We start from the raw sequence: 13,885 nt of genomic DNA, 5'->3' as shown, positions 1-13,885 counted from the left end.
ATTATTGGTAGATCTCGGGGTTTACCAAGTTGACCGGTACCTGGCCTTGCAGAATACGGATCAACTCGTCGACGGCTCCGGTGCTCATCCGGGCCATGCTGGAGCGGGTAATTCCCGCGATGTGCGGCGTGAGCACCAAGTTGCCGAGTGTGGCGGGGTACATGCCCGGCGTGATCGGCTGATTATCGTGTACGTCCAGAACCGCGCCGCCAAGACGATTTTCCTGCAAGGCTTGCACCAAGGCCTGCGTCTCGATGACCGGGCCGCGCGACACATTGATCAGCATGGCCGTGGGCTTCATGAGCGCCAAGGCGGCGGCATCGACGAGATGCCGCGTTTCCGGCGTAAGCGGGCAAGACAATACGATGATATCTGCACTCGAAAACAGCTGCTCTTTGTCGCGAGCCTCCACGTACTCGGGCAGGTTTTCTTTGCGTCGCGTGTATCCAACGACACGCATGCCCAAGGCATCGGCCACCTTGGCCAAGGCGCCGCCGATGGCGCCCACGCCGACAATGCCCAGCGTCTGCCCCGCCAACTCGGAAGTATCGTTGGCCCGCGGCCGGACGGCGTCCCAGTCCAGCGCTTGATTGTCCAGAGCCAGACGGCCCATATCGCGACGCAAACGGAACATGGCATTCAGGCAGTACTCCACCACCGACGCGGTATTCGAGCCAGGGACATTGGCCACGGGAAGCTTTTTCTTTGTGGCCTGCTCCATGGGAATCATGTCAAGCCCCACCCCATGACGGACCACTCCCTTAAGCCGGGTCTGGTGATCGAAAATATCATCCGGCAGCTTGGCCCGGACAATCAGGCCGTCAGCGTCGCCTACCAGGGCACGCAGTGTGTCGTCGTCGGTACTTCTGGCGATGACAACTTCGGCGTACTGTGCCAGCCGCTCGTGTTCTTCTTTCAGGATCGGGTTGGTAAGCAATACCTTTAACGTTGATGCGGACATCTATAACTCCCTTTTTGCCACGATATTATTGAGTTGGCCCAGGCCTTCCAGCCGGGCGGACACTCTCATTCCGGGCATCAGCCATGCGGGCGGTTCATGATTGGCGGCCACGCCAACCGGCGTTCCAGTGGCAATGATATCGCCCAGATCCAGCGGCATGCGTGCCGACGCGTATTCGATCAATTCATCAATGCGATAAAGCATCTGCGAGGTGTTTGAGTCCTGCAGGCGCCGGCCGTCGACATCCAGCGTCACGGCAAGCGCATAGGGATCGCTGATGTCATCGCAAGACCGTATCCAGGGCCCAAGCGGCCCAGAGGTCGGCTGGTTTTTTCCGCGCACAAAGCCGCCGTCTTCACGCACATAATTCGTGGTGCTTACGTCATTAAAGATCACATATCCCGACACGTAGTCCATGGCGTCGTCGCGCGATACCTTCAGCGCTTGGCGCCCAATGACGACCGCCAGTTCGGCCTCATAGGTGACCTGGTTTACCGTATCGATCTCGATGATGTCATCCGGGCCGATAACGGTGGACATGGACTTGACGAAAATCACCGGCTCGGCGGGGAACTCGCGCTTGCCAAACACGAGTCCATCCTTGTAGTTGAAGGCCGCACCAACGATCTTCCCCGGGTTCCGCAAGGGCGCCAACAGCTTGACCGCCGACAAAGGCAGCAGGCATTCGGGAGCGATCTCGGTGGCCGACAGCTCATGCGATAGCCGCTCCAGGCCAAAACGTATCCAGGCCATCATGTCCGGTTCAAGGCCTTGGAGCGCAGCCGGCCTTGAAGGATGGCCGCCATCTATCAACCGATCACCACTGTCCTGGTGGATCACCCCTGCCCTAGCCTTGCCTTCATGTAGAAACGTGACAAAACGCATAGGGCCTCAGACCGAATATTTTTTCAGGACGGCGCGGTCAATCTCGATTCCCAGTCCCGCGCCGGTAGGTATCACCACTACACCCTTGGACTGCGTGATCGGTTCCAATGCCAGGTGATCGCGAAATGGGTTTTCGCACTGTTCAAACTCGAAAAGCGGTGGCGTGGGACGGAAACTTGGCGGTTGGTCGGGCAACGCGGCAAGGAAGTGCAAGGTCGCCGCCACCCCAATAACAGATCCCCACGCATGCGGAACGCATTCCACGCCGTGCGCGGTCGCCAAGGCCGCGATTTTCCTGCACTCACTGATGCCCCCGGCTGCGCATACGTCGGGCTGGATAATGTCCATGGCCTTGCGGGTGACAATATCCCTGAAACCCCAGCGGGTGTACTCGTTCTCGCCGCCTGCGACGGCCATATCCAGAGCGCGCGTGACTTCGACATAGCCGTCGAGATCTTCGGGGGAGATCGGTTCTTCGAACCACTCAACATCAAGCTGCTCCAACTGGCGGCCCAAGCGTATGGCCGCCGGGACGGTAAAGCAATGATTGGCGTCAACCATGAGGCGCACGTCGTCGCCAATGGCCTTGCGCACGGCCTCGACGCGTGCAATGTCCAGCTTGGGCGAGCCCAGCCCAATCTTCATCTTGACCGCGGTGAATCCGTCTTCAACATAGCCTTGTGCTTCATCGACCGCTTCTTCGATGAGGCGATCCATGTCGATGAAGTAAAGACCGGTCGCATAGGCATTGACCTGTTCACGGTAGGCGCCGCCGATAAGCTTGTGGACGGGCTTGCCGCATACCTTGCCGATGATGTCCCACAAGGCAATATCAATGCCGCTTATGGCGGCAATGGCCATGCCCTTGGAACCGTAGTCCTTAATTCGGTTATAGAGATCCTCCCATATAACCTCGACATCGAAAGCATCCCGGCCCAGGATGCGCGGTCCATACTGGGTATCGATGAAGGCTTTGGCGACGTGGGCCGGGCCGTAGCATTCGCCCCAGCCCACCACTCCATCCGCCGTTTCAATCTCGACAATGCACGAGCCCCGGGTCTTGTACAGCCAGCCTCGCGACGAGGTAAAAGGTTTCTCGATGGCCGCGCTGACGACGTGGCAGGTCACTTTTTTGATTGGGCTCATTTCTTCTCTTCCACTTTTTTGAAAACTTTATCGCTCACGCTGTTCAGGGTCGTTTGCACGCTGTCGATTTCTTTCGTCAGTTCGTCGCCGGTCAAAGGACTGATCAGCACGCCGTTAGCGTCGGCAAATTTCTTGAACTCAGGACTGTTGATGGCATTGGCAAACAGCTTGATCAAACCGGCACGGGCTTCATCGGAGATGCCGGCTGGCGCCACGATATAGGCCATCTGCACCAGTTTTCCGTAGGGGAAGACGTCGTAGCCAAGCTCTTTGAAGGTCGGAACGTCGGGCATGATATCGAGCCGTTGATCGGCAAAGATGCCCAGCGGTTTGACTTTGCCGGCGTCGACCTGACCTTTGCTCTCGGATGGCTTGAGTACGGCCGCGTCAATTTGCTTTCCAGCAAGATCCAAGATGACTTTGGCCCCACCCGTATACGGGACACCGATGTAAGGTACGCCCGCGGCCCTGGATGTCATTTCAGCAAAGATATGGTTCAGGTTGTGCGTGCCGGGGGTGCCGATCGAGACCTTGCCAGGGTTATCGCTCATGTACTTAATGAAGCTCTTCAAATCGGTGGCGGGGGCATCAGACGGCACCAACAGCATCAGGGGGTCAACCGACACACGAGCGATAGGCGTGAACTGGTCGTTTCGCAAAGGCGTCATGTTCTGGGCGATTTGAGCCAGCGTCGAGCTGGTCCCCATGGCGACGGTATAACCATTGGGGGCAGCGCGAGCGACTTTCGTCATGCCGATAGATCCGGTCGCCCCCGGCAAATTCTCCACAATTACCGTGGTACCTGTTTGATCGGCAATAATTTTCTGCAGTTGTCTTGCCGCGATATCGTTGGAACCACCCGCATTCCATGGGATTACGAGCTGGATATCTTTTTCAGGAAATTTATCGGCGGCGGCCCAGCCAACCAGAGGCGTAGCAGCGATCACAAGGCTTAAGGCGATTTTTTTGATGTGCTTCATGTTTTGTCTCCAGACCACATTAGTCATCGTTGTAAGGAACCACGAAATAATTCTATCTTAGTTTGTTATAACAAACAACGAATAACAAACAATGAATAACAAATGCATATGAACGAGGGCAATCAGTTAACATATCAAAATCCGCATTTTTCCTCTCGGAACCGCATGGCCACCGCCCTCTCTCCTATTGACAAAAATACCCTATGGGATCTCGCCTATTCCGAACTTAAGAAGGCCTTGCTATCGGGAAAGTTCGAGCCCGGCCAGCGCATCATCCTGCGCGAAGTTGCAGGTGAACTCGGAATCAGCCTGACTCCGGTGCGCGACGCGGTCAATCACTTGATTGCGGAGCGCGTTTTAGACCGCGGCCCCGGCGGCCAAAAGGGCGGCGCCTCGGTGCCCCACCTCGATGCGGGGCAATTTCAGCAGCTCATGTTTTTGCGCGCCGATCTTGAATCGCGGTTGGCCTATGCGGCCACGGCCAACATAAGCGACACACAGATACACCGGCTTGAGCAGTTGGTCGAACAAATGAAAAAAAGCATCGACAAGAGCAATAAAAACACCTATCTGGACTTGCACCGCCGCTTTCATTTTTCTTTGTACGAGCATGCGCACATGGATGTGGTGACCGATATCACCGAGATACTTTGGTTACGTTGCGGGCCGGCACTTAATGCGGTGTTGCGGGACTACGTCCCGAACCTGAAGCAAACCGACCATCACAGCCTTACGATTAGCGGTTTACAGGCTCGCAATGCGACGCAAGTGGCACAGTCGATTCGGAATGACATCACCGAGGCAGGAGAGTATATTTTTGCCCAGTTGAGCAGGGGTGCGAGCGATAGACGGTCCATCGTATAGCGGTTTTTCATCCCGAGCTGAGAAAGGAACTGAATCGATATGAGACCTTCTCTGGCCCTTGCATCCCATCGGGAAGCTATTAGAGATATAGTGCAATCGCATCGAGCACCAAATGCTCGTGTTTTTGGATCAACAGCCCTGGGGAACGACACCGAAAGTAGCGACCTGGATCTATTGATAGATCCCGCTCCGGGCATGACGCTTTTTGACATAGGTGCCATTCGCCATGAGTTGCTTGAATTACTTGGTGTACCTGTGGACGTTGTAACCCCAAAGGCGCTTCCAGAGAAGTTTCGAGCATCAGTTCTGGCCAACGCAATACCTATATGACCGACAAGACGCCGCTCAAAGAGCGACGACTTGCGGAACGTCGTCTGAAGGAGGTGAAAGATGCAAACGCATGAACAATTTATCCAGGAAATGTTGAAAGACCCTGCCGTGCGCGCAGAATACGAACGGATTGAGCGTGAGGAAATGCCGATGCTTGATGCGATCCTGAACGCACGAGCCGAGGCTGGCCTGACGCAGGCCCAGGTGGCTGAACGCATGGGCACACAGGCCCCTGCTGTGGCCCGCCTGGAAAATGCCCTGGTGACCGGCAAACACTCGCCCTCAATGGCCACCCTTCAAAAATACGCCGCAGCACTCGGAAAGCGCTTGGAAGTCCGATTCATTTGAGTAGTTGGAAAGATTACTATTTAAGCAGGCATTCCGTGACCGGGATAGGTTGCTTTTGGCATTTCTAGGATGCCAGGGAACGGGCTGGGAAGTTGCCATGAGAGCCATCAGGCAATGCCTACTACCACCAACAAGGCCCGTTCGACCGCCCGCATTTTGTCAGCATCCAATCGTCCGAAAGCTGCGCCGACCTTTATGCGAGGCAGCGTGAATACTTTATCGACCATGACCTGAGAGAGTACTTGCAAGCCGTTGAATGCGTCAGGTTCCACGACGACACGAAACATGGCATCCCTGATTTCACTTGTCACTGGACAGATGATCACGCTGTTGAGCTCGCTTAACAAATCGGACTGGATGACTAGTGCAGGCCGTGGCTTACCATAGTCACCTTGTAACGACACGACTACGAAATCACCCCGGTGAATCATTTCCAGCCTTCGATATCGGCAGCAGCGGCCTCGGAGAAGGCCAACACGTCAATCTCGGCTCGGTCATTGCGCAATGCCAGACACTGGCGTTCGATCCGAGCTGCGTATTCAGAGGTGCGCGTATCAGGTACCCAAAGCTGTATCGGCCTCATCCCACTGGCGCGTAAGCGGTCGCGATGTCGTATAACCTTCTCCGTTGACGAGTTGCGCATGATCTGCTCCGAATCTGTGCCGCGAAGGTTTCATGTTACTTGACATGTACTTGCACAGCAACCAGTCCGGCATGACTTAAATCGACTGGGAGATCGTCGGCAGTGAAAAAGCACCGAGTAAAAAAAGTTTCGTGAGTTTTGCGAGATGCGGTAGTAAACTAACGATACTACCGGAGCAGAATCCGGCACGTCTCATTGAGGAAGATATCATGGCTCATGATCACGACTCTATCGCCCTGCGATCCAGCGCTGTCAATATCGGCGTGGCCATCGTTGATACCGCCCGCAAAGAGAGCGATCGCTCCGTGCAACGCCTGTCGTCCAGCCTTGCACAAGAGAGCGGCACTGCGGATATCCAGGTAGCCCGCTATGCGCTGGAGATGCGCACCGTATTGAATAGTATTGAAGAAGCCGCCCTGCAGACAGTGGTCGATGCGACTCCCATGCGACGCGCCGTGGCATCTCGCGCCTCCCTAGAGAGTCGAGCCATTGAAATCGTGCTTAACGCCACAGAATGGTATAGCGCCGAAGAGATTGGCTTGAAGCGCAACGCGCAAGCAAAGAATCCCCATGGGATCGTCAGTCGTTGGCATAGTGAAGGCAAGCTCTTTGCCATCGAGCGCGAAGGTAAGCGCTTTTACCCGGCGTACGCGTTTGATGAATTCTGGCAGCCACGTCCGGTTATTGGCGATGTGATTTCTACGTTGGAGGGGGCCTCTCCATTTCGAATCGCCTCCTGGTTCAGCTCTGACTGCAGCTACCTGGGCAGCAGGCGCCCCATGGACTTAGTGGCCAGTCAGCCTGATGAGGTCGTCGCCGCCGCCATGGATCATGCCGTGGGTCCGGTCCATGGTTAGCCAATCGGGACATCACTATTTAGACACCAAGCTGGAACGCGGTCATGCATGATCTGCCCGACCCACCGTTGACGCCCCCAGGTGACTTTCAACTCATAGAGAGACAGCCTCGTGTACTCTTTCGCATCCATTCCTATGACGGCGATAGCGGTAAGTATGCGGCCGACCAATTCAATGATTCAGGGCTCGGCAACGCCCGATTTAGTCCGCTTCGTTGTACAGACACGGGGGCAATTATTCCCACGCTCTATGCGGCTGACTCTGAGCGCGGCGCCATTGCAGAGGTGCTGCTGCATGACTTGCCTCGGCCCTCGGCCGGCTACATTCATGACCTGGAGCGTGACCTGCAAAGCACCCTGCACTTGAGTTCACTCTTTGTTCTGTGCCCACTACGCGTGATTAACTTGACTTCCTTAGGGATGTCTGCGGCGGGCTTGGCTCCTTTTGCGCTTAGTGATGGGCAAAAAACCATCTACCCTCGAACGCGAGCCTGGGCGCTCTGGATTTGGGAGCACTATCCCAACGCCCAGGGCCTGTATTGGACCTCGCAACGCGATTCCACGGCTCAAGCGTATATGCTCTTCGGTGACAGGGTGAACGTTGAAAGCTTGAAGCCCAACCGAACCCACCCCATCTCTGCCTACGAGAATGATATCGTCACACTACTGGCCGAGGCGGGCGCCGCGATCGCCCCCAACATTTGATTTGACTAAACCCATGTTCCTCGGTCGAACCGGAAGGCGAGAACCCGTTCATGCTCCTTAAAGTCGAGCTCGCCCAGGTCACTCAAGGCTACCCGCTTTAAATGACTTCGCCGGACATTTAGGGTTGCGATTTCAGCGTAGTGCATAACGAATTAAATCGTAATCGTGGGTTGATGCGTCCGTATCTGCAGACATTGACGTGAGCACCCGGTAATGAGCGAGCGCAATTCGGGCGTGTCGGTCCGCGCAAAACTGTTGAGCAAGGCCGAGACAGCCATCGGGGGTGACGCTAGACCGCCGTGCCGCAGCCGTCCCGCAAGGCGTTCCATTTGCCCTCACTGATTCTTTCGCTGCCGATGCGCAAAAACAAATGGGATGGGAGGGTTTTCTTAAAAAGAACAGGCTCGACGCTCCAGCGCTCGAGCAAACTGTGGCCGATTTTCGAGTTTTCTAATTCCGCCGTTGCAAGCGCTGTCGGGTGAACTTGAGTTTCGCGCAGAAGCAAGCATCGCCACACAGGACGCCAAGGGTATCAGGATGCTCGGTGGTAGAGTAACGGTTGACGTTATTAACGCCATGCGTCAATGTTTCAACATGATCAAATCCTTCAAATGCGCCGATACCCAATCACTGCACGAAGGCAGGCGAATTGCCCGTTTCGTTAACATTGTTAAAAGGAGTTGACCATGGGTCGTGAAATTGCGCCGGTAACGCCCGGGGAACTGTTGCAGGAAGAATTCCTGACACCAATGGGAGTCAGTCAGTACCGCTTAGCCAAAGAAATTGGTGTATCCGCTCGGCGCATTAACGAAATAGTAAAAGGGGTACGTGCTATTACTGCTGATACGGATCTACGCCTGCCACGTTTCTTTGGTCTTTCGGATGGCTACTGGTTGCGTGCCCAGGTAATGCACGATACAGAAGTTGCTCGTGAGAAAATACAGGACATACTGGCGAAAATTCAGCCACTGGAACACGTATAAAAGCAAAAATTCCGGCGAATCGAGGCTGAAGGCTGCCATCACCCGACCTTCCACAACTCGAACTCAGTCGGGCTGAATCCAGCCTAAACCAGACCGACTGCTACGGTCTCTACCGTCGGCCACCCAAGGTCGCACAACGTCACGCAAGGGAGAAATCCAGAGCGATAATATCCCCCCGCAATTGCTCAATCAAACAAACTGATATAGCCGCTGCGGATTATCGACCAAAATACGATTGCGGGTCGCCGCATCCGGCACCCACTGCTCGAGCTGATTGAGCAGGCGCCCCGTATTCGGCATTTGCGTAATAGCGACGTGGGGCCAATCGCTGCCCCACACGAGGCGGTCAGGTGCCGCATCGACCAAGGCATGGGCAAACTGCGTTACGTCGGCATATTGATCAAAATCGGTACTTAAACGATAGGCCCCGGACAGCTTCACCCACGTATCGCGATTCTTCACCAAATGAAGAAGCGCCTGGAAGCCTGGGTCGTCCACGCCAAGGGCGGCGGGCATATGGCCCATATGATCGATGACTATCGGGCATGGAAGCCCGGAAATGCGGGGCATGATTTCTGGAAGCTGCCTGGCATCCAGCAGAAACTGCATATGCCAGCCCAAAGGCGCAATACGGGCGGCCAGGGTTTCCATGGCATCGAAACCTATGCCGCCGCCAAACAGCACATTAATTCGTATGCCGCGCACACCTGCGGCATGCAGTTGGGCGAGCTCACTATCGGTGACTGCCGGGTCGACAACCGCAACACCGCGTAAACGCTCGGGATGGCGTTTCAATACCTCAAGCATATAGCGGTTGTCTGTGCCGTAGACGCTGACCTGCACCAATACGCCTCGGCTCATGCCGCAGCCTTCGAGCATGTGCAAGTAAGCATCTTCGGGCGCGGGCGCAGGCGTGTATGAGCGGGTCGCAACCAGTGGGTAAGTCGCCGTGTCGGCCGAGATGACATGGGCATGCGTGTCGCACGCCCCCGCCGGCACCTCGAACCGTGGGGGTTCGATGGTGAGCAAGGGTCCAAGGCAAGGATTGTTCAGATCACCGGGGATAGGCATGAGGATTACCAGGCATCTTGATACATGCGCAAAGCCGTGTCCAGCGTTACTTCGCGGGGGTTGTTTACAAGTAAGCGAGCTTGCTTCATGGCATCGCTGGCCAAATCAGGGCAGGCGCTTTCCGGGATATCCATGTCTTTCAGGCGGTTCGGCAGGCCAATATCAATGATCAACGTTTCAATGGCGGCAATCACTTGTTCGCACAGGCTCTCGACCGTGCCCTGCCTCAGCGCCGGCACGATGTATGGCGCAAGCTCGGCATAGGCGTCAGCGCACGCGGAGGCGTTAAAGCGCAAGACTTGCGGCAGCATGAGCGCGTTGGATAAACCGTGGGGTATGCCGTAGTGTCCGCCCAACGGGTAGGCTAGCGCATGTACGGCGGCAACCGGCGAATTGGCAAATGCTTGGCCGGCCAGCATCGAGCCCAGCAACATACCCGATCGCGCCTCGATATTGCCGGGTTCCTTGACCGCTGTACGGATGTTTGCGCTCAGCAACTGCAGCGCTTGAATGGCCAAGCCCTTAGAGACGGGATTGTTATTGGCGTTGATCGACGTATAGGATTCAATGGCATGAACCATGGCGTCTACGCCTGTTGCCGCCGTTACGTGCGGCGGCAGGCCCAGCGTCAGCACCGGGTCGAGCAAGGCAATGTCGGGTAAAAGCTTGGGCGATACCACGCCCTTCTTTTCATGCGTACCGGTCGTAATAATGGAAATGGGCGTAACTTCGGACCCCGTTCCCGCCGTGGTCGGTATAAGCAGCAAGGGCAAGCGTGAACCCCTTACCTGGTTGATGCCATAAAGGCTTTCCAGCGTCTGTTCACCACCCAGCAAAACTGCGACCAGCTTGGCGGCATCAAGGGACGACCCGCCGCCCATGCCAATCACCGCGGTCGCCCCGAACTGTCGCGCTTTTTCGACCGAGTCCAGGATAATGTGCTCCGCCGGATCGGCCTGTACGCCGTCGATGACGAGGCAGGCTAGCCCCTGGTTCTCAAGACTGGTGACTGCCTTGGCCACCAGGCCCGTTTTGACCAGGCCCGCGTCGGTAATGAGCGCAATGCGCTTGCCCAAGTGCTCGAGCGCCAGGGTGCCCAACTGTTGCAGCGTATCGGCGCCGAAAACAATCGAAGGAGTGGTGTTGAATTTAAATGGACTCATGATGGCTGTATGTTTATAACGTTATCAGGAAGCCGTCGGGCGAGGTTCAGCTACCACGCCCTGGCTTAGCAAATCCGTAATTTCACCGTCGCTGAAGTCGTATTCGCGAAGAATCTCGCGGGTGTTTTCTCCCAGCAATGGGGCCGGCCGCCTGATAGTAGCCGGAGTTTCGGAAAACTTGATGGGTAATGACAGCGCATGTCCCTTGCCTGCAATGGGGTGATCCACTTCAATGACCATGTTGCGGGCGCGGGTTTGCGGGTGGTTCAGCGCTTGTTCTATGGTATTGACAGGGCCTGCCGGAATGTTGGCGGCATCGAAGCGAGCCAGCCATTCATCAGTGGTATGCGCGCTGAGCTGCTCCGAAATGAGGCCGGCCAACTCGTCTTCGTTATTCTTGCGTTCGGCGTTCGTCGCGAATTTTGGGTCGGTCTTCCATTCCGGATGACCCAGCAAGTCGGCAATGCGCTCCCAGTTGGCCTGGTTAGCCCCGCCCAATACCAGCCAGCTGTCACGAGTCTTGAATGCCTGGTAAGGAGCGGCCAGTGGATGGCCGGAACCCGATGCGCTCAACGACTTTCCGGTCTGGAAGTACATCGCGGCAAACCAGTACATTTGCTGTAGTGATGCGTCGATCAGCGATGTCTCTATAAACTGTCCGCGCCCGCTATTGGCACGGTGCAGCAATGCCGACAAGACGCCTATGACGGCCAGGACACCAGAATTGATATCAGCCACCGAGTTCCCAGACTTAAGCGGCGCACCGCCCTTTTCGCCCGTCACGCTCATGATTCCGCTGAAGCCCTGAGCGATCAGTTCGAACCCACCTTTTTCCGCGTAAGGACCGGTTCTGCCATAGCCGGAGATCGAGCAATAGACCAGCCTTTTGTTAAGTTCGGAAAGCGCGTCCCAACCCAGGCCGAGCCGGTCCATGGCACCTTTTCGGTAATTCTCAAGCAGGACATCGCTTTGGGAGACCATGCGCTTGATGATGTCTTGCCCTGCCGGCGCTTTCAGGTCGATGGCCATGCCCCGCTTGTTGCGATTGAGCATGACGAACGGTGCGGGCAGTGCTTCCGTCGAGTTGCCGGTATAGACGCGGGAGTCATCGCCATAAGGCAGCTTTTCGACCTTGATGACGTCCGCGCCCAGATCGGCGAGCATCATGCCGCAGGTGGGGCCGGCCATGATTTGCGGAATGGCAGGTGCGAGGGTGGACATTCCTATGCCAATCTGCCCGCCCACCAGATCGGCCATGGCAGGGCCGCCGCCACGGTAGGCGATATGGTCCATCTTCGTGCCTGTTTCCATCTTCAACAGTTCGGCTGCGACATGCCCGCCGCCACCTACCCCGGAAGTGGCATAGTTGTAGTAATCCGGCTTTGCCTTGAGCAGTTTCAGCAATTCAGGAACCGTATTGGCGGGGATCGACGGGCTAACCGCCAGCGCCAGGCCTCCCTGCGCAGCCATGCCGATCAGGGCGAACGACTTGAGCGGCTCATACTTGACCTTGCGCACGTTGGGCAAGATGGCCATTGTTCCAGAGTCGATCAGATGCAATGTATAACCGTCGGGAGCGGCGCGCAGAATGTTGTCGGCCGCAATCGCCCCGCCCGCCCCGGCCTTGTATTCGACCACTACGGGCTGGCCCAGCAGCTCGCTCAGCTTCGGGGTAATGGATCGGGCGACGGCATCGGCGGCGCCCCCGGGTGTATAGCCGAGCAGCACCCGTATGGGCTGGCTCGGATAATCATCTGAAGCGCGGGCGGGTTGCGATGCCAGAATGGATGCAGTCGCTACCATGAGCACAGCATTAATTAAGCGATTGCGTTGAATACGCATTAACAGTCTCCTCTTCGTTTTATATGATGGTGGTGACGGCCGTGCGCAAAGCTCAGCGCGCCTGGAATTTGGGTGTTCGTTTTTCTTGCCAGGCGGTTACGCCTTCCTTGATGTCGCTTGAGCGCAGGCATGCCGTTTCATTGCGGGCGAATTCTTCGACGTTGAGCGTGTCGTGCGCCAAGCGATTGAGCGCCTGCTTCATGCCTTGAACGGCAAGGGGCGCAAACCCGGCTACTGCCAATGCGGCGTTGCGGGCTTCGGATTCCAGTTCTTCAGCGGCAACAATGCGGTCCACAAAACCCGTCTGCAACATCTGCTGGGCATCCATGTTTTCTGCAAACAGAAACAGTCGCTTGGCGGTGTTGAAACCGAGGCGCGACACATAGCGCTGCATGCCATGCAAGTAATAATGCAGACCTAGCCGGGCGGCAGGCATGAACATCTGGGTATGAGGCACGGCCAACCGTAAATCGCAGGCCAGCGCCAAGTCCGTTGCACCGCCGTAAACACCACCGTTCATGGCGCAAATAATGGGTTGCGGCAATGCCTCGAAGGCGTCGACCATGGTTCCGAACGGATTCACGGCCGTGGCTGCAGTAGGGTCCTCTTCAACAGTGGCCAGGATGGACGTGAGGTCGTAACCTGCGCTGAAGTGTTTGCCCGTCCCAGTGAGAATAATGGCGCGGACCTCCTTGTTTACGGCCAACTGATCGATATGACTATGCAAGACGGCCAAGTCATCAGGCTCTATCCGGTTTGCGCGCTTAGGGCTGTCAATGGCCATTACTTTTGACCCACTATTGGCCAATAAAATTGACCCACCCATTCTTTGCTAACTGGATGTTTTCTGCTTCAGTCGATAGCTCTCGCCGCCGAGCATAAAGATGTTTGAATGATGGATAACGCGGTCGATGATCGGGATGGCCACGTTATCGTGGTGGAAGAACTCGCCCCAGTCGGTGAAGTCCTTATTGGTGGTCAGGATGATGGATCGGTACTCGTACAGAACATTGACAAGCTGGAACAGATTGAACCGAGCCTGCGCCGTCATGGGCAGGTAGCCAAGTTCGTCAATGATGAGTACGTCGAATTTGGCCAACTGAGTGAT

At 56.2% G+C, this 13,885-nt stretch carries 18 protein-coding genes; 6 read left to right on the top strand and 12 right to left on the bottom strand.

The features are described 5' to 3' along the window. Position 1: 1 nt before the first annotated feature. Genes CR159_RS11595 through CR159_RS11580 form a run of 4 tightly spaced genes read right to left on the bottom strand, consistent with a single transcriptional unit; the run spans position 2 to position 3,972 of the window. A complete protein-coding gene (locus tag CR159_RS11595; RefSeq protein ID WP_102074121.1) occupies positions 2 to 961 on the bottom strand; it encodes an NAD(P)-dependent oxidoreductase in 960 nt (319 codons plus the stop codon). Beyond that, positions 962 to 1,846, bottom strand: a complete 885-nt coding sequence (locus tag CR159_RS11590; RefSeq protein WP_233208281.1) for a fumarylacetoacetate hydrolase family protein — start codon at positions 1,844 to 1,846, stop codon at positions 962 to 964. It abuts the gene before it with no gap. Between the two features lie 6 nt (positions 1,847 to 1,852). Beyond that, positions 1,853 to 2,992, bottom strand: a complete 1,140-nt coding sequence (locus tag CR159_RS11585) for a mandelate racemase/muconate lactonizing enzyme family protein (protein ID WP_102074120.1) — start codon at positions 2,990 to 2,992, stop codon at positions 1,853 to 1,855. Further along, positions 2,989 to 3,972 carry a Bug family tripartite tricarboxylate transporter substrate binding protein gene (locus CR159_RS11580; protein ID WP_102074119.1) on the bottom strand — a complete coding sequence of 328 codons (984 nt, stop codon included), beginning with the start codon at positions 3,970 to 3,972 and terminating at the stop codon, positions 2,989 to 2,991. The genes CR159_RS11585 and CR159_RS11580 overlap by 4 nt, the downstream gene beginning before the upstream one ends. Positions 3,973 to 4,137: 165 nt before the next feature. Here CR159_RS11580 and CR159_RS11575 point away from each other — a divergent pair, with 165 nt between their 5' ends. From CR159_RS11575 to CR159_RS11565, 3 genes are read left to right on the top strand one after another with little or no spacing between them, the layout of a single operon-like run. Beyond that, positions 4,138 to 4,836, top strand: coding sequence for a GntR family transcriptional regulator (locus tag CR159_RS11575; protein WP_233208280.1), 699 nt, complete (start codon positions 4,138 to 4,140; stop codon positions 4,834 to 4,836). Between the two features lie 39 nt (positions 4,837 to 4,875). After that, on the top strand, positions 4,876 to 5,166 hold the full coding sequence (locus CR159_RS11570) for a nucleotidyltransferase family protein (RefSeq protein WP_102074118.1): 291 nt from the start codon (positions 4,876 to 4,878) through the stop codon (positions 5,164 to 5,166). Positions 5,167 to 5,226: 60 nt separating this feature from the next. Further along, positions 5,227 to 5,514, top strand: a complete 288-nt coding sequence (locus CR159_RS11565; protein ID WP_102074117.1) for a helix-turn-helix domain-containing protein — start codon at positions 5,227 to 5,229, stop codon at positions 5,512 to 5,514. Positions 5,515 to 5,621: 107 nt separating this feature from the next. On the opposite strand, the gene CR159_RS11560 is transcribed toward CR159_RS11565, so the two are convergent. Further along, positions 5,622 to 5,945: a type II toxin-antitoxin system PemK/MazF family toxin gene (locus CR159_RS11560; RefSeq protein ID WP_199173302.1), complete on the bottom strand. Its 324-nt coding sequence runs from the start codon at positions 5,943 to 5,945 to the stop codon at positions 5,622 to 5,624. Then, complete coding sequence (locus tag CR159_RS11555) at positions 5,942 to 6,157, bottom strand: antitoxin MazE family protein (RefSeq protein ID WP_102074116.1); 216 nt, start codon at positions 6,155 to 6,157, stop codon at positions 5,942 to 5,944. The genes CR159_RS11560 and CR159_RS11555 overlap by 4 nt, the downstream gene beginning before the upstream one ends. A gap of 209 nt (positions 6,158 to 6,366) precedes the next feature. Between CR159_RS11555 and CR159_RS11550 the strand changes: the two genes are divergently transcribed. Together CR159_RS11550 and CR159_RS11545 are read left to right on the top strand one after the other, a co-directional pair. Next, positions 6,367 to 7,014, top strand: coding sequence for a hypothetical protein (locus CR159_RS11550; RefSeq protein WP_102074115.1), 648 nt, complete (start codon positions 6,367 to 6,369; stop codon positions 7,012 to 7,014). 44 nt (positions 7,015 to 7,058) lie between these two features. After that, the gene (locus CR159_RS11545; protein ID WP_102074114.1) at positions 7,059 to 7,718 is read left to right on the top strand and encodes an RES family NAD+ phosphorylase; all 660 of its coding nucleotides are present in this window, start codon (positions 7,059 to 7,061) and stop codon (positions 7,716 to 7,718) included. A gap of 289 nt (positions 7,719 to 8,007) precedes the next feature. Here the strand turns inward: CR159_RS11545 and CR159_RS21420 are convergent, their stop codons facing one another. Beyond that, complete coding sequence (locus CR159_RS21420; RefSeq protein ID WP_143705460.1) at positions 8,008 to 8,223, bottom strand: hypothetical protein; 216 nt, start codon at positions 8,221 to 8,223, stop codon at positions 8,008 to 8,010. A gap of 181 nt (positions 8,224 to 8,404) precedes the next feature. Between CR159_RS21420 and CR159_RS11535 the strand changes: the two genes are divergently transcribed. Next, entirely contained in the window at positions 8,405 to 8,701 is a 297-nt protein-coding gene (locus CR159_RS11535; protein ID WP_102074112.1) for a HigA family addiction module antitoxin, read from the top strand. Positions 8,702 to 8,890: 189 nt separating this feature from the next. Here CR159_RS11535 and CR159_RS11530 read toward each other — a convergent pair whose 3' ends face one another. The 5 genes from CR159_RS11530 to CR159_RS11510 form a co-directional block, all read right to left on the bottom strand. Then, entirely contained in the window at positions 8,891 to 9,772 is an 882-nt protein-coding gene (locus CR159_RS11530) for an amidohydrolase family protein (protein ID WP_102074111.1), read from the bottom strand. Between the two features lie 5 nt (positions 9,773 to 9,777). Further along, positions 9,778 to 10,935, bottom strand: coding sequence for an iron-containing alcohol dehydrogenase (locus CR159_RS11525; RefSeq protein ID WP_102074110.1), 1,158 nt, complete (start codon positions 10,933 to 10,935; stop codon positions 9,778 to 9,780). Between the two features lie 24 nt (positions 10,936 to 10,959). Next, positions 10,960 to 12,777 (bottom strand): tripartite tricarboxylate transporter substrate-binding protein, encoded by a 1,818-nt coding sequence (locus CR159_RS21870; RefSeq protein ID WP_199173301.1) that lies wholly within the window; start codon positions 12,775 to 12,777, stop codon positions 10,960 to 10,962. A gap of 52 nt (positions 12,778 to 12,829) precedes the next feature. Then, entirely contained in the window at positions 12,830 to 13,561 is a 732-nt protein-coding gene (locus tag CR159_RS11515) for an enoyl-CoA hydratase/isomerase family protein (RefSeq protein ID WP_233208279.1), read from the bottom strand. Between the two features lie 48 nt (positions 13,562 to 13,609). Next, positions 13,610 to 13,885 (bottom strand): ATP-binding protein (locus CR159_RS11510; protein WP_158238536.1); only part of this gene is annotated, 276 nt, incomplete at its 5' end.

The organism is Pollutimonas subterranea (assembly GCF_002849655.1).
Taxonomy (GTDB): Bacteria; Pseudomonadota; Gammaproteobacteria; order Burkholderiales; family Burkholderiaceae_B; genus Pollutimonas; species Pollutimonas subterranea.
This window is presented reverse-complemented; position numbering and strand designations above follow the sequence as displayed.